This window comes from Erwinia sp. PsM31, assembly GCF_030433775.1.
In the GTDB taxonomy this organism is placed as follows: Bacteria; Pseudomonadota; Gammaproteobacteria; order Enterobacterales; family Enterobacteriaceae; genus Erwinia; species Erwinia aeris.
In genome coordinates this window covers 16522-36158 of the sequence record NZ_JARUWZ010000023.1, presented here as the reverse complement: position 1 = coordinate 36158, position 19637 = coordinate 16522, and the positions used below count along the sequence as shown (strand labels likewise).

Genomic DNA, 19637 nt, shown 5'->3' with positions numbered 1-19637 from the left:
TTCCGCTTATAACAGGAGAAGTTATGTCTCGTCCTATTGTCGCAACTATCGACACCAGCGCGTTGCGGCATAACCTGGCCGTCGCCCGCCAGGCTGCTCCTCGCTCTCACGTCTGGTCGGTGGTAAAAGCCAACGCCTACGGACACGGTATCGCTCGCGTCTGGCAAAGCCTGTCAGAGACCGACGGTTTTGCGCTGCTGAATCTTGAAGAGGCTATTCTGCTGCGCGAAAGCGGCTGGAATAAGCCCATCCTGCTGCTGGAAGGTTTTTTCCATGCGGACGAGCTGCCGATTCTGGATCGCTACCGGCTGACCACCAGCGTGCACAGCAACTGGCAGATCCAGGCGCTGGCGAAGGCGAAGCTTTCCGCGCCGCTGGATATTTACCTGAAAATGAACAGCGGCATGAACCGTCTTGGCTTTCAGCCCGCGCTGGTACAGCAGGTGTGGCACAAGCTTAAAACGCTGCCGAACGTTGGCGAGATCACGCTGATGGCGCATTTTGCCGAAGCGGAAAGCAATGAAGGCGTGACGGCGCCGATGGCGCGCATCAATCAGGCGGCGGAAGGGCTGAACTGCCCGCGCTCGCTGGCGAATTCGGCGGCGACGTTGTGGCACAGCCACACCCATTACGACTGGGTGCGTCCGGGCATTATTCTCTATGGCGCTTCGCCAAGCGGCGACTGGCAGGATGTCGCCAGCAGCGGGCTACGGCCAGCCATGACGCTGAACGGTGAAATCATCGGCGTCCAGTCGCTCAGGCGCGGCGATGGCGTAGGGTATGGCGCACGCTACCGCGCCAGCGACGAGCAGCGTATCGGCATCGTTGCCTGCGGCTATGCCGACGGCTATCCGCGCCATGCGCCAACCGGCACGCCGGTTTGGGTTGATGGCGTCAGAACGCAGATTGTCGGCGCGGTTTCCATGGATATGATCACGGTGGATTTGACGCCCTGCCAGCAGGCGGGCATCGGTACTCAGGTGGAGCTGTGGGGTAACAACATCAAAATCGACGAGGTGGCAAAAGCGGCCGGTACGGTAGGCTATGAGCTGATGTGCGCGCTCGCGCCTCGCGTACCGGTAAACGTCGTTTAAGGTTAAAGCGCGGTCAGCGTGCCGCGCACTTTTTTACTGTAGTACCAGGCCGTTCCCGTCAGTATCGCGCCCACCACCATCATCAGCGCCAGCGCGGATTTTTCCGCCAGCGGCAGCGCCATCGCCAACAGCCCACCCGACGCGCCGCCGGCCATCTGGATAAAGCCCGCCAGCGCGGAAGCGACGCCCGCCTGTTTCTGATAGGGCTCCAGCGCGTAGCTGGTGGCCGGGCCGACGGTAAAAGCCAGCCCGGCGACGGATACCGCCACCGGCAGCATATAGAGCGCCCAGTGATGCTGCCATGCCAGCGGTAACAGCAGCACGCCGCCCAACAGCATCACCGCGCCCAGCGTCATCGCCACGCTGCCCGTCGCCAGACAAATCGGGCGACCCACCTTGCGGATCATCTTATTCACCAGCACGCTGACCAGCATGATCCAGAAGCCGTTGGCGCCAAAGGCGATGGAGAACTGCAGCGCAGAGAGCTGGCCCTCGGTCATCAGCACCTGCGGCGCCAGCGAGACGTAAGTTAATACCATCCCCAGCGCGCCCGCGTTGGCAAAGGCGAAAGCCAGGAAGCGAGGCTGACGCAGGATCTGCCAGTACTGACGCAGCGGAATGCCTTTTACGGCCAGCGTGCCTGCCGGGCGGGTCTCCGGTAAAAAGAAAATCACCAGCAGACCGATGACGACCGCATAGGCGGTTAAAAACCAGAAGGGCGCGCGCCAGCCAAAGGCCTCGGCAAGAAAGCCGCCCAGCATTGGCGCCAGCGCGGGCACGATATTCAGCGCACCGTTCAGAAAGCCATAGGCGCGGGCGGCATCGTCGCCGTCAAGCCTGTCGCGCACGCCGCTGAAGGCGACCACGGCAGTACAGCAAACGGCGCAGCCCTGCACCACGCGCGCGCAGAGGAACTGCGGCCAGCCGGAAGCGGTGGCGGCCAGCACGCTGCCAACGATATACAGCAGCAGCCCGGCCAGCGCCACGGGCTTTCTGCCCAGGTTATCCACCAGCGGGCCGGCGACAATCTGCCCCAGGCCCATCACCAGCAGAAACAGAGGAATAGTCGTTTGCACGGTGCTGACCGGCGTATTCAGCCCAAGCGCGATATCGGGCAGCGTAGGCAAATAAAGATCGATGCCAAGCGGTGCTAACAGAACCAGGCTGAGAAGAAGTAAAGTGAATTTTTGCATCGAGGCGGCGGCGTCCAGTAAAAAAAGCAAGCCGCACAGAGTAGTGATAACGGGGAGAAAAGAAAAGGAAAACTTATGGGGCGGTGCCGCAGCAGCCGCCCCGGAACTCAGTAAGCGCCGTCGCGACGCAGTACCACGCCAGCCGTTTTAAACAGGATGGCGATATCCGTCCACAGCGCCCAGTTTTTCACATACCAGGAGTCGAAATAGACGCGGGTATCGTAGTCGATATCGTTACGGCCGCTAACCTGCCACAGGCCGGTCATCCCCGGTTTCGCCATCAGATAATAGTCAACGTCGCCCGCGTAGCGCTCCAGCTCCGCTTCAATCACCGGACGCGGCCCCACCAGGCTCATCTCGCCACGGATCACGTTCCACAGCTGCGGCAGCTCGTCCAGGCTGGTTTTACGCAGGAAAGCACCGATTTTGGTTACGCGCGGATCGTTTTTCAGCTTGAAGTCTTTATCCCATTCGGCGCGCGCTTCGGCGCTGGTTGCCAGCAGCTCTTCCAGCACCTCTTTCGAGTTGGTGACCATTGAGCGGAACTTCAGGCATTTAAACTTCTTGCCGTCCTGACCGACGCGTTCGTGACCGTAAATTTTGTTACCGCCGTCCCGGCCCACCAGCCAGCAGATCAGGCCGAAAGCCGGGGCCAGGAACAGCAGCAGCAGCGAGGCGACCACCACGTCGAACACGCGCTTCAGGAAGCGTGAAGAGCGTTTGGCCAGGTTATTGCTGACACGCAGGATCATCACTTCATGACTGAAGATAAAAGACATATCGGTGCCGTAGAGCGGCACACCGCGCAGCGTCGGGACGACCGAAACGCTGCGGCATTTCTTTTTCGACAGCAGCTTGAGCCACTTATCGCGCATCGCCTGCTGCTCGTACTCCATGGCAACGATAAACTGGGTGTTTTCCAGATCGACCGTGTCCCAGACGATGTCCTTCGCGGTAATAACCGGCACGCCGTTCAGGCTTTCCGCGCCGGTATGGCCGTTAGAGGCGACAAAAGCTTTTACCTCATAGCCCAGGATCTCTTCGCTTTGCAGCGCCGCATAGGCTTCGCGGGCGTTTTTACCGGAGCCGATGATGATAGTTTGCTTCTGCCACTGTCCCGCTTTCAGAATGGCGTGCTTGACGCTGGAGCGCAGCAGCGGCACCAGGACCAGCGCATAGATCCAGGTGAAGCTCCACAGCAGACGGGAGAAATCCCATTTTGAAAACGCAATCAGCGCCAGGTCGAGCAGGGAGAAAATCACCAGGGTTTTAATGATCTCTTTCAGCTCAAACCAGAAAGGCTTGCGGTAGGTATAGTGACGAAGCCGCATCCAGAACCAGGCCGTACAGACTACGGACATCACAAACTGGGCGGTAAAGCGTATTTGCACTTCCTGCGGGGGAAGAAATATATCCAGGTTCCCCCAAATACCTCGTACGGTTGCCGTGGATAAAAACAGCGCCAGGTTAATGGAGATTAAGTCGCTAAGACTTAATGCCAGCTTGGCGATAATGTTTTTCCGGGTGCCGCTAAATGCGCGGCGACGGTCATTCAGTACCAGAGTACTTGCCATAATGCCTGCTCTCTTTTCATAAGGGATTGCTGACCTGACGAGGATCAAGCACGCGTTCAGGGGTTATCATACTGAAATTAAGTGTTTTAATTTCAGCGTATTAAATAGTTAACGGCCGTATGTTTCAGGAGATTAAATAAATGAAACACGTCGGCGTTGTTTCATCATGAAGCAGTGACAGAGTATGCAGGAGAGCAGAGAGTTAGTTAATACGGGTAATTCCTAAAATGGGAAAAATGCTTTTTGAAAGGAAATGGAAAGTAAACGAAGCGGGAAATTAAATTGCAAAAGATAATTTATGACAGGCGTATAACAAATATAAGACATTATTATAGCTCACCGCCGCGAAATAACGCGGCGGCAAGATAAGCGGCTTTGGTTCAGATTCAGGCTGGCTTTTTCAGTACCCACTGATCCTGCTCGGTATCGTAGTGACCGATAGCCAGATCGACAGGTTCGCCATCAATCCAGGCGGGCACGCTGGTCTCATTATCCCACCCGTCGAGCTGATAGCTCAGCGCCGGGTTGGTCTTGCAGGGAATAATGACCGTATCGACATTTTGCGCATCCAGCTCTGCGTCGATAATTTCATAGCGACCAATCTTTACGACATGACCCATGATTTTCTCCCTTCCGGATTAGACACGAACTTTAAGCGTAGTCGTTATTTGCCAGTCGGCCCCAGGATTATTCTCGCTCTTCCGCCATCCGCACGCCGATTTTCACTATTTCGTTATCCTGCTTTTCCGCCACGGTCCAAATCATGTTTTTCCATTCCACCTGATCGCCGACCACCGGCGCGCCGCCGATCATGCTGGCGACCAGATGCCCGAGCGTCTGCTGCATATTCATCTCTTCATCCAGCTCGATACCGTAAATTTCTGAAACGTCGTGCAGGCGAGCATCGGCCTGAAGAATAAAGTCGCCAAAGAAGCGCTGATCGAGCGAAACGGGCGGCGACTGGCTGAACAGTTTACCCAGTTCCGGCAGATCCTTTTCGCGGCCAATCACGCACAGCACGTCGCCTTCGCGCAGGCGGGTATTGCCGGTTGGATGCAGCAGCAGATTATCGCGGAAAAGCGCGGCGATACGCGTCTCGCGCGGCATTTTCAGCTCGCGTAGCGCGGCGCCGATACACCATTTATCAGCGCCCAGCTGGTAGACAAACTGCTCCCAGGGATTCTCAGGGTGGATATCCAGGCCCACGCGGGAAACAGGCGAGGCGGTAGGCGGCACGATCACCCTGGCTTTACGGGCAGCATAGCCGAGAGAGGTTCCCTGTACCATCAGCGAAACCAGCACCACAAAGAATGCGATGTTAAAGAACAGCGAGGCATGCGGCAGTCCGGCCATCATCGGGAAAACCGCCAGGATAATAGGCACCGCGCCGCGCAGACCAACCCAGCTGATAAAGAAGCGCTCACGCGTGGTAAATCCACGAAACGGCAGCAGGCCGACAAAAACGGAGAGCGGACGGGCAAACAGGATCAGCCACAGCGACAGCAGCATGGCCGGTAAGGCGATATTCCAGAGATCGGTAGGATTCACCAGCAGCCCCAACACCAGGAACATACCGATCTGGCTCAGCCAGGCCATGCCGTCAAAGGTTTGCAGAATGCCGTGCCGGTTGCGGATTGGGTTATTGCCCAGCCAGAAGCCGCAAAGATAGACCGCCAGAATGCCGCTGCCTTCCAGCACGGTGGTCAGCGCAAACACCAGAATGCCGCCGCTGACGGCCAGCAGCGGATAAAGCCCGCTGGGCAGCGAGACGCGATTAATCAGCTGCAACAGCCCCCAGCCGCCGCCCAGGCCCAGCACGATACCCAAACCAAACTGCTGAATAAGATGCACGATAAACATCCAGCTCAGGCCAGTCTGACCCTGTTCCAGCATTTCGATCAGCGTAATGGTCAGGAATACCGCCATAGGATCGTTGCTGCCGGATTCCATTTCCAGCGTGGCGCTGACGCGTTCATTCAGCCCTTTACCGCCGAGCAGCGAAAATACGGCCGCCGCGTCGGTCGAACCGATAATCGCCCCGACCAGGAAGCCCTCAATCATGCTCAGGTTAAACAGCCAGGCGGCCGCCATGCCGGTCAGCCCGGCCGTAATCAGCACGCCGATGGTCGACAGCGAGAGCGCCGGGCCCAGCGCGACTTTGAACGAGCTGGCCTGGGTGCGCATTCCGCCATCCAGCAGGATCACCGCCAGCGCCAGGTTACTGATAAGGTAAGCGGCAGGATAATTATCAAAAGCGATGCCGCCAATGCCGTCCACGCCGGCCAACATGCCCAGCGCGAGGAAAATAACCAGAATAGGGATGCCGAGCTTTGAAGAGAAGGAACTGAGCAAGATGCTTGCCGCCACCAGCACTGAACCGATGATAAACAGACTATAGATAGCACTGGCTTCCAATGGGGCAATCTCCTGTATCTGATAAAAAAACTGCGTCGATGGCGAGGCGTAAGCATACCCTGAATATGGGAATAGGGGCAATTTTGTTTCGCCACGGCTGTTTTGGCGTGTTTTCTGCTGCTGCAGCTAACAAGTGTATGATAATTTAGAAATTCTGGAACGATCGCGGGAATAATAGTAACAAATAGCCTGTGCTTTTGACATCAGAATACGATTAATGTCGTTAGCTTGAGAGGGACTGGCGGGAAGGATGGGAGCGAAACGGGAGAAAGAAGAGGTATTTACTGCATAATCAGCAGCGGTAAGCGTTGCATCGGACGTCGTTTTTAGCGTAAGCCTGGCCTGACGGCGGCGAAGGCTAAGGGAAGGGTATAAACGCTTAAGCATCGAAAGCGAAACGCAATGCACTCTTCAGGAGCAAGGTTTTTTCAGAAGGCTGCTGCCTGACCCAGGCATAAGTACGTTGCCCGGCCCGGCACGTCATTTTGCCAAAGCTGTAAATAGCCCGGGGTTGAAAGGCGGCTTCAGGCAGCGCTGAATGTTGCTAAGCGGGTAAGAAAATCAGCCAGCCCGAAATGCTGACTGATTTATCACTACTTTCAGGCGTTTTCCGCCTGCTTGTGGAAAAGCTCACGGAATACCGGATAAATATCTTCCGGCTCACGAATATGTTGGATAGCAAAGTTGTCGAACATCGCCTGTAAATGCTCGTACTCGCGCCACAGCGTCTGATGGGCGCGGCGGGTAATTTCGATGTAGCTGTAATAACGCACTACCGGCAAAATATGCTTAGCCAGGATTTCATGACAGAGCGGTGAATCGTCCGCCCAGTTATCGCCATCGGAAGCCTGAGCAGCATAAATATTCCACTGCGCCGGATCGTAACGCTCTTTCACCACTTCATCCATCAGCTTCAGGGCGCTGGAAACAATAGTGCCCCCCGTTTCCTGCGAGTAGAAGAACTCCTGCTCGTCCACTTCTTTCGCCTGCGTATGGTGGCGAATATAGACCACCTCAACGTTTTTATAGGTTCTGCTCAGGAACAGATAGAGCAGAATATAAAAGCGTTTAGCCATATCTTTGGTGGCCTGATCCATGGAGCCGGAAACGTCCATCAGGCAGAACATCACGGCCTGGCTGGACGGTTCGGGACGCTTCTCAAAGTTTTTATAGCGCAGGTCAAAGGTATCGATAAAGGGCACGCGTTTAATACGGGCGCGCAGGTCGGCAATCTCCTGGCGCAGGCGTTCTTCTTCCAGCAGCTGGGCCGGTTCGGCTTTCTGCACGGCTTCCAGCGCGGCCTCCAGCTCGCCCAGCATTCGCCGCTTCCCGGCGGTCATGGCCGTACGCCGCGCCAGCGAGTTCTGAAGCGAACGCACCACGCTGATATTTGCCGGCACGCCGTTAGAGGTGAAGCCGGCGCGATGCACCTTGTACTCGTTCAGCTGACGATGCTGATTCTTTTTCAGGTTCGGCAGGGCCAGATCTTCAAATAACAGATCCAGATACTCATCTTTAGAGATATTAAAGACGAATTCATCTTTGCCCTCGCCATCCTGACTGGCATTGCCCTGTCCGCTACCGCCGCCGCCGCCGCCTCCCTGAGGGCGTTCAACACGATCGTTTTGCACAAAATGGTCATTGCCGGGATGCACGCGATGGCGCTGGCCGCCACGGCCCTGATGAAATACCGGTTCGTTGATATCATCAACGGGGATAGAAACTGACTCGCCGCTCTCAATGTCGGTTACCGAACGCTTATTAATGGCCTCGGAGATCGACTGTTTGATTTGCGACTTATAGCGGCGTAAAAAGCGCTGACGGTTCACCGCGCTTTTGTTTTTACCGTTAAGACGCCGATCGATAAAATAGGCCATAATTCCCCCAAACAACGTTGCCGTTGGGCCAGGTTTGCTGACCCACGGGAATGCATTTATGAAGTCGGGTTTAGGATGATTTTCTCACGCGCAGATACCATTCGCACAGCAGACGAACCTGCTTGCGGGTATAGCCTTTTTCCATCATACGGTCGACGAAATCATCATGTTTTTTCTGTTCATCCGTGGACGTTTTGGCATTGAACGAAATAACCGGCAGCAGTTCCTCGGTATTCGAGAACATTTTCTTCTCGATTACCGTGCGCAGTTTTTCATAGCTGGTCCAGTTTGGATTACGCCCGCTGTTGTGGGCACGGGCACGCAGCACAAAGTTGACGATTTCGTTACGGAAGTCTTTCGGATTGCTGATCCCGGCAGGCTTCTCGATTTTTTCCAGCTCCGCATTCAGCGATTCACGGTCGAACAGCTGGCCGGTATCAGGGTCGCGGTATTCCTGATCCTGGATCCAGAAATCGGCATAGGTTACGTAGCGGTCAAAGATATTCTGACCGTACTCTGAATAAGATTCCAGGTAGGCAGTCTGGATCTCTTTGCCAATAAACTCGGCATATTTCGGGATCAGATAGCCTTTCAGGTGCTCAAGGTATTTTTCGGCTAAATCCTGCGGGAACTGTTCGCGTTCGATCTGCTGCTCCAGCACGTAGAACAGATGCACCGGGTTGGCGGCAACTTCGGTATGATCGAAGTTAAACACGCGGGACAGGATTTTAAAGGCGAAGCGGGTGGATAAACCGTTCATCCCTTCATCGACCCCGGCGTAATCACGGTATTCCTGGTAGGATTTAGCTTTTGGATCGGTATCTTTCAGGCTTTCGCCGTCATAGACGCGCATTTTCGAGTAGGTGCTGGAGTTTTCCGGCTCTTTCAGGCGAGAAAGAATGGAGAAGCGCGCCAGCGTTTCCAGCGTGCCTGGCGCGCATGGCGCGTGCGTCAGCTCACTGTGGTCAAGCAGCTTGTCGTAGATCTTGATCTCTTCCGACACGCGCAGGCAGTAAGGCACCTTGACGATATAAACACGGTCAAGAAACGCCTCGTTGTTTTTGTTATTACGGAAGGTCACCCATTCTGATTCGTTGGAGTGCGCCAGAATAATGCCGTTGAAAGGCAGGGCGGAAATCCCTTCGGTACCGTTATAGTTACCTTCCTGGGTCGCGGTCAGTAAAGGATGCAGCACCTTGATTGGCGCTTTAAACATCTCTACGAATTCCATAATCCCTTGGTTAGCCCGGCACAGCGCGCCAGAATAGCCATAGGCGTCCGGATCGTTCTGTGCGTGGTTCTCCAGTTTACGGATATCTACTTTACCTACCAGCGCGGAAATATCCTGGTTGTTTTCATCGCCCGGTTCGGTTTTGGCAATGGCGAGCTGTTCCAGAATCGACGGCCAGACTTTTACAACTTTAAAGCGGGAGATATCGCCGCCAAACTCATGCAGCCGTTTGGCCGCCCAGGGCGACATAATGGTGCCGAGGTAACGCCGCGGCACGCCGTACTCTTTTTCAAGGATATTGGCGTCTTCCTGCGGGTTAAACAGGCACAGCGGATGATCGTTGACCGGGCTACGTTCGCCGTCGGCGCTGAGCACGTAAATGGGTACGCGCTGCATCAAAGATTTCAGACGCTCGGCAAGCGAAGATTTACCGCCGCCCACCGGGCCCAGCAGATAGAGGATCTGTTTCTTCTCTTCCAGCCCCTGCGCGGCATGCTTCAGATAAGAAACGATTTGCTCAATCGCTTCCTCCATGCCGTAAAACTCCTCAAAGGCGGGATAGCGTGCAATGACGCGATTGGAAAACAGTCGGGAAAGGCGTGGCTCCTGAGCAGTATCGACCATTATTGGCTCACCAATAGCCATTAATAGCCTTTCTGCCGCGTTGGCGTATGCACTACGATCTTGCCGGCAAACGGTAAGAAATTCCTGCAGTGTGAACTCTTCGTCCTTGGCAGCTTCATAACGCTGACGATAGTGATCGAATATATTCATAGCGATGCCCGTCCTGTTAGAATCGTTGGGAACAAAAAAGGATACGTTGGCTACATCTTGAAGCACGCCTCTTGAGCGAGGAATTTTATGAAATACATACCTTATTGTTATCGACGCCTTTCTACAATGAGTCAAGTGGTCGGCGGTCAAGGATTAGACGATCAGAGGTCGATAATTGAGCGTTTTTTAGAGGAAAATGCTGCAAAATTCACAGGTGAGCCGATATTCATCGAGGATATTGGGACATCAGCCTACACCGAAGCCAACATTGCAGAATCTTCTGCTCTCGGACTTTTCCTTAAAGACGTGAAGGAGCACCGAATTGGTTTCGGTAGTGCTCTTATAGTTACCAGCCTTGATAGGCTGTCGCGTCGTAACGCGTGGTCAGAAAATACTATTCAGTTCATTGTAAATTCCGATGTCGTAGTGTTCGATATCAGTACTGGCCTTGTGTTAAAGAAAGATGATCCTTTCACAAAAATTCATATGGAAATTATTCTTTCGAGAAGTCATAACGAGTCACTAATGAAGTCAGTACGGGCCAAAACTGCTTGGGAAAACAAGGTACTTAAGGCGGTAGAAAAGGGTGAAGTACTTTCAAACAAACTTCCCCGCTGGTTAGAAAATGTCGATAACAAATATGCTCTCAAGCCAGGAAAAGCTGAAGAGATAAAGCAGATTTTTGAATGGTATATCCACGGATATAGCACAGGTCAAATTGTCAAAATGCTTAACGATGGCTCTCGCTTAGTGACCATTTCCAAGCTACTTCGAGGCAGACGATTGATCGGTGAACATAAGCGTCTAAATGGTCAAATTTTACCCAGTGTGTACCCAATTGTAGTTGAGCCTGAAAAATTTACCATAGTTCAAAATTTGATCGATGCTAATAAAGCTCATGTAGGTAAAGCTCCTGATAATCTTCTTGAAAACACTGAAGAAGTTAAAGAAATCTTCAAACTTACTGAAGAGGGTTTGAGTACCGGACTGGATTTGACCCTATATATCCAGACGTCTTTTCTCTCTTACGGTTGCGATAACTTCCTGCGTATATATTCCCGTGGTGAGCGATATCCCAGCGCACTGTGCGGGTGATGTTCATTGTAATGGGTAAACGCCACGGCCAGATTCATCACTGCGGTCTGGCTGTCCGGTTTCGGCATGCAGCTGATGTAGTCCCGCTTTATCGTTTTCACGAAGCTTTCTGCTATGCCGTTGCTTTCCGGGCTACGGACTGCTGTTGTGCACGGCTCAAGTCCCAGCATCCGGGCGAACGCCCGTGTTTCATGCGCTCTGTAGGCTGAACCGTTATCCGTCAGCCATTCCAGCGACTCTGTGGGCAACTGCCTTCCGAAGCGTTTTTCCACCGCGCCCAACATGACATCCTGCACGGTCTCTTTGTCATAGCCACCTGTGCCCGCCGCCCAGTCTATGATCTCCCTGTCGCAGCAGTCCTGCGCGAAGGTCACCCGCAGCTTTTCGCCATTGTCACAGCGGAACTCGAAGCCATCTGAGCACCAGCGCCGGTTACTTTCAGCTACCGCCACGCGCCCCTTGTGGGCGCACTTCCGGCGAGGATCCGCAGGTTTACGCTCAAGAAGCAGATGGTGTGCTTTCATAATGCGATACACCCGCTTCGCATTAACCACAGGCAGGCCACCCCGCTCTGACTCCCGTCGCAGCAGCGCCCACACGCGGCGATAGCCATACGTCGGCAGATCAGACACCGCCGTGTTTATCCGGGATAACACGGCGCTATCGTCAGAGCGGGGCTGCCGTCTGCGATCCTGCCAGTCAGGTGGCCGGTGAACTCTGATGCTCAGTTGCGCACGCGACACACCAATACTCCGGGAGACATCGGTCAGTCGTCGTCCCCGGGCGACAAGGGCGCATGCGCAATCCATTTTTTTGCCCGACCGAACTCCACGGCCTCTTTGAGTATCTCAGCTTCCATCGTCTTTTTGCCCAGAAGACGCTGAAGTTCGCGGATTTGCTTATTGGCCGCAGCAAGTTCAGACGCGGGTACGACTTCTTCACCTGATGCCACGGCGGTCAGAGAACCGTCTTCATACTGCCTGCGCCATTTGAAGATCTGGTTAGCATTGATGCCATGCAGGCGAGCGACATGAGACACGGTCATGCCGGGTTCCATAGTCTGCTGAATAATAGCAATTTTTTCCTGCGGTGTACGACGGCGACGCCGCTCAGGTCCTGATAACACTTCAACCATCTTATTATTCTGACTGGTGTTAAACATAGGTCTAAGACTACCTCTTATTTTAAGAGAGGCGAAGTGTCTGGTGATCTATGGGGCCAGTCTAGCTACTGATACTGGCGATGCGATCAAGGATGCGATTAAGGACGTGAACGTAAGTCCGACTACGCTTCAAAACGCAGGTGTTGCTTTAGGTAATGATTTCCATAAAGAGGCTTCAAAACTCTATACGGCAAGAGCAAACGAAGCACAGCAATTACTGGATCAAGCTCAGGTTGGACAACTCAAAATGCCACGTACTAAGCAAGTAGCTCAGTATCATTTGGATGAAAATGAAAGAATGGGTGATGTGAATCTAAGTCCTGAAGTACGCAGAACTCTTGAGAATTTCAACAAAGCAGATCTACGCAACATTCAGGATTTAGATAAATGGAAACGTACCCTCACTAATAAATCAGACATTGCCTTTCGTCAGGGTGATTACACAAGCAGGGATGCTATCCGTGAAGTACTTTCAGGATTAAAACAGGAAGCTGATGCAACAATCAGTAGTATTAATCCTGCTGCCGGTAGTTTATATCGTGAAGCCGATGAATTTTATGGTGATGGGGTAAACTCAATTGGTAAAAAATCTGTACTTAGTAAAATTGCCAATGATCCTAATGAACAGGCTGCTGAAAATAAATTTTTCAATCCAACTTCAGGTGAATTCAATACTAATAACGTAAAAGATTCTGTACTTGGACGCATTGCAACTAATGGCACACCAGATGTGAGTAAAAATGCAGTTAAATTAGGGCAGGGCTTGAGTACTGCTGTACGAAACCGTGCAGTTGAGAAAGCTGAAACTTCTGGTCAAATGAACTTTGGTACACTTGCTAAAGTACTGCGTAATTCTGATGTACAAAGCGGTGCTTCAGATGAACTCATTGCCGCTGGTAGTCAATTACCCAATGCACCAGTACAGCAATCAATTAACAGTGCACTTTCTGACGCTGCTGATATTACTAAGTTACGAGCAAAACCTAAAGATCCCGGCAATACCTTCTGGTACGGCAACTTGGGCGGCGGTATCGGATGGGGTTCAGGTGTACTTGGTGGCCTTGTCGGTGGTCCTGGCGGTTATCTCGTCGGGCATCTTGCAGGAGCAGGAGCCAGAAAAGCAATCACTGAAGGCGTGGTAGATGGCTTACGCGGTACGAACCGTAAAGCGAGCCAGTACATCGACTAGTTAACACAACCTGATAACGCTACTAAAGTTCAAGAGTCGTTAGCACTCAAAACCTATCTGAAAAGTAGTAAGGGCAAGAACATGACTGATGTTCTTGCTGAAAAAGAGATGCAGAGGTTACAGGAACAACGTGTTGCACAAACAACTGCACCAGGTAGTAATGCAAGCCAGGCCGATATTAATACCTACAACCAAGCGGTACAGTACTGGAACTCTTTATCTCAGAAGGATATGGAAGCTCTTGCACGTAAGAACGTACCGATGATCCAGAGACTAATTGACGACAGTATGACAGCAGCAGAGGCATTAGGCCGTACTGCAAGTACTACCGATACTCAGCCAAAGAACACTGTAAGCCAACAACAGACTATCTCTGAGCCTGTACATGTAACTCAGTCTGTAGAAGTGCCTCAAGCTAAAGCACAGAAAAGTACTGCACCTGAAATCAGTCTACGCAATGAAGCGTTGTATAACGGTATTGTTCATGCAGAAACTGGCGGGCTTAAAGATCCGTGGATACGTACAGGCCAACCGGATAGTACTGTAGGCGGTACAAGTACTGCATATGGCCCGGCACAGATTACCGGTAGTTTGATGGAAGATATTGTGTCTCGCTATCCTCAAGCATTCAGTAATGAAGAACTTGAATATGCGAACAACTTTATCGATCAAGCTAAGGTCATGGCCGCACGCCCTGATGATCCTACCTTTGGGTATGGTAAGAAAGGCGTTATGGGTAGTACGCCACAATTCAGAAAAACATATAACTCGATTGCCAAAAAGATTATTGAAATTTTAGATTCAGAAAATGGCGGCGATTATAACAAACTTGTCCAGCGATGGAGGGGATTAGACGATCCGGTATATAGTTCAAAACTAAGTGACGGAGTTAACGCATACCTTGATTCAGTGGACAACAACAATATACTACAGGGGTAATGATTACCCCTTTAAGCAGGGGGCGGGGAATGCTACCAGATAAAGAAGTAATTACGGCAATAACAGTATACGGTTCATGTATTACTGATCAATTAACACATCAAGGCATTACAGCAGCAGTAACGAGCACCCAAATTTCTAACTTAGTGTTCTTAGGCGTAACGTTAGGTGGATGGGTAACAATCATACTTGCAATAGGAGCAGTGCTTTTATTTGTGATGAATTTAGTTAAGTTCATACAGTTCTCATATGGATGGTATAAAAAAATCAGGCAGTACTTCAATAAGAAGTAAGGCTGTTTCATTTAAACCTCTTTTTAATGTTAATTCATTAAATAATATCAGGAAGGGAAGATGATTTCTTTTCCTGATTTTTTATTCAATGAGAGGTTTTTATGAAAAAGATTGTTATCGCACTTGTTATCGTTATTGGTTCTATCCTGTTCTTTGCACACAGTAGTACACAAACAGAGCCAAAAGGAATTAGTTATATTCAATGCGTAGTAGTGGACGGAAGGGTTCATGATTGTACTGATATAACTGACTTCAAGATATTAAAAACGGAGTCTATGGATGGATTTAAAAAGCACAATTAAGGGAATAAGTGCAGGGGTACTACTTCTGTTTGGAACAAGCGTAGTAACCTTTGAAGGATTACCATCAATGAATCCTAACGGCAGCTACTCGCCTTATAAAGATCCTGTTGGTATTACGACTCTTTGTTATGGCTATGTACCACAAATGACAGAGGCTATTCAAAAAGAGTATACAAAGAAAGAGTGTGATGTACTGCTTGATAAGACACTTTATAAGTACACAGTAGTACTGAACAACCTGCCAGTAATGCCGGTTTCAACAACTGTAGGGTTTCTGGATTTCGCCTATAACGCAGGCATTAATGCAGCAAATAACAGTACAGTAAAAAAGAGGCTTGCTGAGGGTAACTATGTACAGGCAAGCAAAGCAGTACTGCAATGGCGTTATGTCTCGCAGAGGAAGCCAGATTACTCTAAAGGACGCTGGGAACACAGGAATGGTAAGTACTACTATGATTGCTCTCAGTACCATCAGGGCAAGCCTAATAAGCTGTGCTACGGCCTCTATACAAGGCGTTTGATGGAGAGTGAGCTACTTGCCGGTACTATGACCAACAAAGAAGAAATACAAAGCTACATACACAAATTCGGTATGTAGAAGAGGGGATACCATATGGTATCCCCTTTTTTTGATCCTACTGCTTGTTCGTTAATAGTTTTATCTCCATTTCAACATTAGCTACATCAATACTGTCTCTACTATATTCGTATTCTTGATTTTTAATTTTATTGATTAAATTCATTATGCTTAATATCTTTTTCATTTTGTCAGCGATAACAATTGCTCTTTCTGTTTTATGAGTGGAAGCTTTATGCCAGATCAAAGTCCATTGTCTGGTGTATTGGTTATTCCCAAAATTTTGTACGTCCTGTATAGGGTTTGAATATATTTTTTGCTTAATTTTTTCAATTGAGGTATTTGCATTGGTTAGGTTTATAATCAATTCAGGGTCGATTCCAATGTTCTCCATGTAACTCTGCTCAATAATATTAGCATGGGCAAGAGTCAAGTCAGGATGAACTCCTGCCTCATATCTTAGTAAATCTTGCAGGTTTTCAAAAATGGAAATTAAGTGTTGAGGAATGGTGATGCTTTTTTTTAGTACCCTTGTATCGAAGATAATTGCAGCATGGATATGGCATAAAATTGATTCAATAAAGATGTCTGTATCGCCTATAATTGAATCACACAGCTCTTTTTTTTCCTCTTCTGATTTTGAAAAATACTTGTGTCTTAATGACGTTGTGCTGGCTATAACCGCATTGATTGTCCATTCAGTATCATTCATGATTTTCATTGATTGATCAGAAATGATGGTTTCTTTATCAGCAGGAATGTCTTTAAGCCTTAACCAATTGTTATAAGTGGTCGCATGGTGGAGTTTTATTTCTTCACTTCTATGCTTTCTAAAAGCTGTTTCAATGGTTTGATGAAAGTGTTCAATAACCGGTGAGAAATCAATTATAGTAAGATGGTTTTTATTTTCTTTTTGTCTTTCTTTAGACAATAACTCAATGTAACTATCCAGGCTGCGTTCATCTAAGGACTTGATAAATTGCTTGTTTTCTGAGTTTACCAATAAAGTTCTTACGAAGGTTTTGTTGTTCATTTTTATCTCTTAAGTTCAGATTATCCTAAGCACATAGGCAATTTTTGATACTAGCTCTAATATCGTGACAAATCCACATGTATTGAGTAGAATCTTTTATGTGTTGCCTATGGCCCTTAAGCGAGAGTGTGTTCTGCAAACCACACATATAGGCAACACATTATCCTTTTAGTATAGAGTCGATGATTGATTGATTGAATTTATAACTATTGTCCTTAACGAAAGAAATGAAATCATCATTCTTAAAGTCAATCGTTACCTCTATTTCTTCATCCCCTTCAATAGACAGTATATTTGCCTTAGTGATATATTTTTTACCACTTACATCGTTTATATACTGAAGTTGTTCATGAAGCGTCATGAATCTAACATCATAAGCTAAGTCGAAGTGGAATTCCTTAACGGTTGCAGGTTCAATAGTAGTTGGGAAAACGTTATTTGAAGGAATGAAACTTGAAGAAGTTTTTCTAAAACCGAATTGTTTAGTTATAGCCGCAGTGTCGAAACGCATGACTTGTATAGGATATTCGTTAAAGTTACTAACCTGGAATGTAAGAACAATTCCTAATGTGTGAATTTTGTCATTTGTGGCATAGGATACTATCCTATTTTTCGCTCTTGTTGTTTTAATTTCTGTTTTCTTGGAATTCCTTTCCATGTTAACTTTATGTTCTTTTATCCATGCTCGGTAGCCAGAGATAAAAAGCACTATGAATGCTGCTGCAATAATAATTTGAGGATAGTACGGTTTTATAGGTTGAAGGTACACGGTAAAATTGGCTGTGTAAAATACAGCCGTCAACGCTAATAAAAAAGCAATTAATGATTGTACTTTTCCAAATAATTCAAATATCTCGTTAAAGCCAGAAAGTAATGCTTTGAGGTATGTTTTTAAGTACATAAATCAAATCCATTTAAAAAAGGTTAAAAGGGAGAGTTGTCTAAGTCTCCAAACATAATACTACGCGTTTCACGTACTGAATACGTACTTGTACCGTGTTCCTGCACAATTCTAAAAGCGTCATCAATGTACATTGGCTGACCTGCCCCCAGTATTAGATACAAGGCTCAGTTAGTAATGTCAGATCCTTCACTCTCAGAATTACCCTTTCTCCAGCCCGCTGCAAATTCAGACGGCGTCTGATAATCCAGCGTGGAGTGCGGGCGACATTCGTTATAATCCTGACGCCATTCACTGATGGTTTTCCTGGCATGGCTGATGTCGCTAAACCAGTGTTCATTCAGGCATTCATCGCGAAAGCGTCCGTTAAAACTCTCAATAAATCCGTTCTGTGTCGGTTTACCGGGCTGAATAAGCCGCAGCTCCACGCAATGCTCAAAGGCCCACTGGTCAAGTGCTCTACAGGTAAACTCCGGCCCCTGGTCAGTTCTTATCGTAGCCGGATAGCCGCGAAACAGCGCAATACTGTCCAGAATACGCGTGACCTGCACGCCTGAAATCCCAAAGGCAACAGTGACAGTCAGGCATTCCTTTGTGAAGTCATCGACGCAGGTAAGGCACTTGATCCTGCGACCGGTGGCCAGTGCATCCATGACGAAATCCATTGACCAGGTCAGATTGGGCGCATCCGGGCGAAGCAACGGAAGCCGCTCAGTCGCCAGACCCTTACGATGTCGTCTGCACTTCACACTCAGGCCGTTAAGGTGATAAATGCGGTATACCCGCTTGTGGTTGACGTGAAGGCCCTCACGACGCAATAACTGCCAGATCCGCCGGTAACCAAAGCGACGGCGTTCAAGCGCCAGCTCTGTGATGCGTAGAGATAGCTGTGCGTCAGCAGCCGGACGCTGAGCTGAATAACGGCAGGTTGAAAGAGACAAACCTGCTAGCCTGCAGGCACGACGTTGCGACAGACCGGCGACCTCACACATGACTTCCACGGCTTCCCGCTTCTGGTCTGTCGTCAGAACTTTCGACCCAGAGCCACCTGAAGCGCCTCCTTATCCAGCATGGCTTCGGCGAGCAGCTTCTTAAGGCGGGCGTTCTCCTCTTCAAGTGACTTAAGCCGCTTTACCTCAGAGACTTCCATGCCGCCAAACTTCTTACGCCAGGTGTAGAAAGTAGCGTCTGAAATAGCATGCTTACGGCAGAGTTCCCGGGCAGAAACCCCGGCTTCAGCCTCGCGGAGAATACTGATGATCTGTTCGTCGGAAAAACGCTTCTTCATGGGGATGTCCTCATGTGGCTTATGAAGACATTACTAACATCGGGGTGTATTAATCAACGGGGAGCAGGTCACTACATACTGGCAATGCCGCTAGAGCAGAAGCGGCAACTATTGATACAGCAACTAACAGAGATTCAGATCGCCGCGTCCTGGTTTAGGGACTACGGATTGTTCTGTTCTTTGAACGTTGATCGGCACCAGGCAAGGTTATGTGCTTATGACCGTGAGTTAGTTGAATGGCTACAAGGGTTATGCGATGTGGTACGTATTGAGATCTCAGAAGATTTTGAAGGGTTAGAGTACGGTATCAATGAACCTCTACTGAAAAAGCTTATCGCCAACGGTAATGATCTATTTCTTGATGATTTAGGTGCAGGGCGGGCTAACTTAGCAGCACTTACTACAGGCTGTTATCACACGATCAAACTTGATAAGGCTTTCTATAGGCATGAAGTGCAGAAGCCAACCTTCAGTACTCTGATCAACAACATCAAACGTTACTGTAACCGTATCGTCATTGAAGGCGTAGAAGAGAAGGCCGAACTTGAGATCTTGAAAGAAGCTGAAGTATGGGGCGTTCAAGGTTATCTGTACCGTTCAGTTGTCTTCTCAAAAGTACAAACACTTTTATAATCTCTGAAAAAAAAGTTGAACTTTCTTCATGTAAGTGTTTTAAAGAATGGGTATCTTAACGAAGTTT

General features: G+C 49.5%; 18 protein-coding genes. 8 read left to right on the top strand and 10 right to left on the bottom strand.

Features of this window, described 5'->3' with window-relative positions:
* The first annotated feature begins 23 nt into the window (after window positions 1-23).
* Window positions 24-1094 carry a catabolic alanine racemase DadX gene (gene dadX / locus QCD69_RS16395; RefSeq protein WP_301252776.1) on the top strand — a complete coding sequence of 357 codons (1071 nt, stop codon included), beginning with the start codon at window positions 24-26 and terminating at the stop codon, window positions 1092-1094.
* A gap of 2 nt (window positions 1095-1096) precedes the next feature.
* Here dadX and QCD69_RS16390 read toward each other — a convergent pair whose 3' ends face one another.
* From QCD69_RS16390 to yeaG, 6 genes are all read right to left on the bottom strand, one after another.
* Window positions 1097-2287, bottom strand: coding sequence for a multidrug effflux MFS transporter (locus QCD69_RS16390; protein WP_301252775.1), 1191 nt, complete (start codon window positions 2285-2287; stop codon window positions 1097-1099).
* Window positions 2288-2394: 107 nt separating this feature from the next.
* On the bottom strand, window positions 2395-3861 hold the full coding sequence (wbaP, locus tag QCD69_RS16385) for an undecaprenyl-phosphate galactose phosphotransferase WbaP (RefSeq protein ID WP_253453732.1): 1467 nt from the start codon (window positions 3859-3861) through the stop codon (window positions 2395-2397).
* Window positions 3862-4247: 386 nt separating this feature from the next.
* Complete coding sequence (locus tag QCD69_RS16380; protein WP_253453735.1) at window positions 4248-4481, bottom strand: DUF1480 family protein; 234 nt, start codon at window positions 4479-4481, stop codon at window positions 4248-4250.
* 67 nt (window positions 4482-4548) lie between these two features.
* The gene (locus QCD69_RS16375) at window positions 4549-6276 is read right to left on the bottom strand and encodes a potassium/proton antiporter (protein ID WP_253453737.1); all 1728 of its coding nucleotides are present in this window, start codon (window positions 6274-6276) and stop codon (window positions 4549-4551) included.
* A 599-nt stretch (window positions 6277-6875) separates the two neighbouring features.
* Window positions 6876-8153, bottom strand: a complete 1278-nt coding sequence (locus QCD69_RS16370; RefSeq protein WP_253453738.1) for a YeaH/YhbH family protein — start codon at window positions 8151-8153, stop codon at window positions 6876-6878.
* 70 nt (window positions 8154-8223) lie between these two features.
* Window positions 8224-10158 carry a protein kinase YeaG gene (gene yeaG, locus QCD69_RS16365; protein WP_125287770.1) on the bottom strand — a complete coding sequence of 645 codons (1935 nt, stop codon included), beginning with the start codon at window positions 10156-10158 and terminating at the stop codon, window positions 8224-8226.
* Window positions 10159-10245: 87 nt separating this feature from the next.
* On the opposite strand from yeaG, the gene QCD69_RS16360 reads away from it, so the two are divergent.
* Entirely contained in the window at window positions 10246-11253 is a 1008-nt protein-coding gene (locus QCD69_RS16360; protein ID WP_301252772.1) for a recombinase family protein, read from the top strand.
* On the opposite strand, the gene QCD69_RS16355 is transcribed toward QCD69_RS16360, so the two are convergent.
* Window positions 11184-12388 (bottom strand): IS3 family transposase gene (locus QCD69_RS16355; protein WP_301252770.1). Its coding sequence is split into 2 segments (ribosomal slippage): window positions 11184-12070 and window positions 12070-12388, totalling 1206 coding nucleotides; the frame shifts between segments, so codons are not numbered across the junction. The two genes, QCD69_RS16360 and QCD69_RS16355, sit on opposite strands and share 70 nt — an antisense overlap.
* A 70-nt stretch (window positions 12389-12458) precedes the next feature.
* On the opposite strand from QCD69_RS16355, the gene QCD69_RS16350 reads away from it, so the two are divergent.
* From QCD69_RS16350 to QCD69_RS16330, 5 genes are all read left to right on the top strand, one after another.
* Complete coding sequence (locus tag QCD69_RS16350) at window positions 12459-13604, top strand: hypothetical protein (RefSeq protein ID WP_301252768.1); 1146 nt, start codon at window positions 12459-12461, stop codon at window positions 13602-13604.
* An 81-nt stretch (window positions 13605-13685) separates the two neighbouring features.
* Window positions 13686-14543 carry a hypothetical protein gene (locus tag QCD69_RS16345; protein ID WP_301252767.1) on the top strand — a complete coding sequence of 286 codons (858 nt, stop codon included), beginning with the start codon at window positions 13686-13688 and terminating at the stop codon, window positions 14541-14543.
* A complete protein-coding gene (locus QCD69_RS16340) occupies window positions 14543-14836 on the top strand; it encodes a hypothetical protein (RefSeq protein ID WP_301252765.1) in 294 nt (97 codons plus the stop codon). Before QCD69_RS16345 ends, QCD69_RS16340 begins: the two co-directional genes overlap by 1 nt.
* 101 nt (window positions 14837-14937) lie before the next feature.
* The gene (locus QCD69_RS16335) at window positions 14938-15138 is read left to right on the top strand and encodes a hypothetical protein (RefSeq protein WP_301252763.1); all 201 of its coding nucleotides are present in this window, start codon (window positions 14938-14940) and stop codon (window positions 15136-15138) included.
* A complete protein-coding gene (locus tag QCD69_RS16330; RefSeq protein WP_301252762.1) occupies window positions 15116-15736 on the top strand; it encodes a glycoside hydrolase family protein in 621 nt (206 codons plus the stop codon). The genes QCD69_RS16335 and QCD69_RS16330 overlap by 23 nt, the downstream gene beginning before the upstream one ends.
* 37 nt (window positions 15737-15773) lie before the next feature.
* Here QCD69_RS16330 and QCD69_RS16325 read toward each other — a convergent pair whose 3' ends face one another.
* The 3 genes from QCD69_RS16325 to QCD69_RS16315 all read right to left on the bottom strand — a co-directional run bounded on the left by QCD69_RS16325 (window position 15774) and on the right by QCD69_RS16315 (window position 18937).
* Window positions 15774-16748: a hypothetical protein gene (locus tag QCD69_RS16325; protein WP_301252760.1), complete on the bottom strand. Its 975-nt coding sequence runs from the start codon at window positions 16746-16748 to the stop codon at window positions 15774-15776.
* A gap of 160 nt (window positions 16749-16908) precedes the next feature.
* Window positions 16909-17649: a hypothetical protein gene (locus tag QCD69_RS16320; protein WP_301252759.1), complete on the bottom strand. Its 741-nt coding sequence runs from the start codon at window positions 17647-17649 to the stop codon at window positions 16909-16911.
* Window positions 17650-17816: 167 nt separating this feature from the next.
* A protein-coding gene (locus tag QCD69_RS16315; protein WP_301252758.1) for an IS3 family transposase occupies window positions 17817-18937 on the bottom strand; the annotation gives its coding sequence in 2 pieces (ribosomal slippage) (window positions 17817-18679 and window positions 18679-18937; 1122 coding nt in all).
* 21 nt (window positions 18938-18958) lie between these two features.
* On the opposite strand from QCD69_RS16315, the gene QCD69_RS16310 reads away from it, so the two are divergent.
* Complete coding sequence (locus QCD69_RS16310; protein WP_301252757.1) at window positions 18959-19570, top strand: EAL domain-containing protein; 612 nt, start codon at window positions 18959-18961, stop codon at window positions 19568-19570.
* Window positions 19571-19637: the final 67 nt, after the last annotated feature.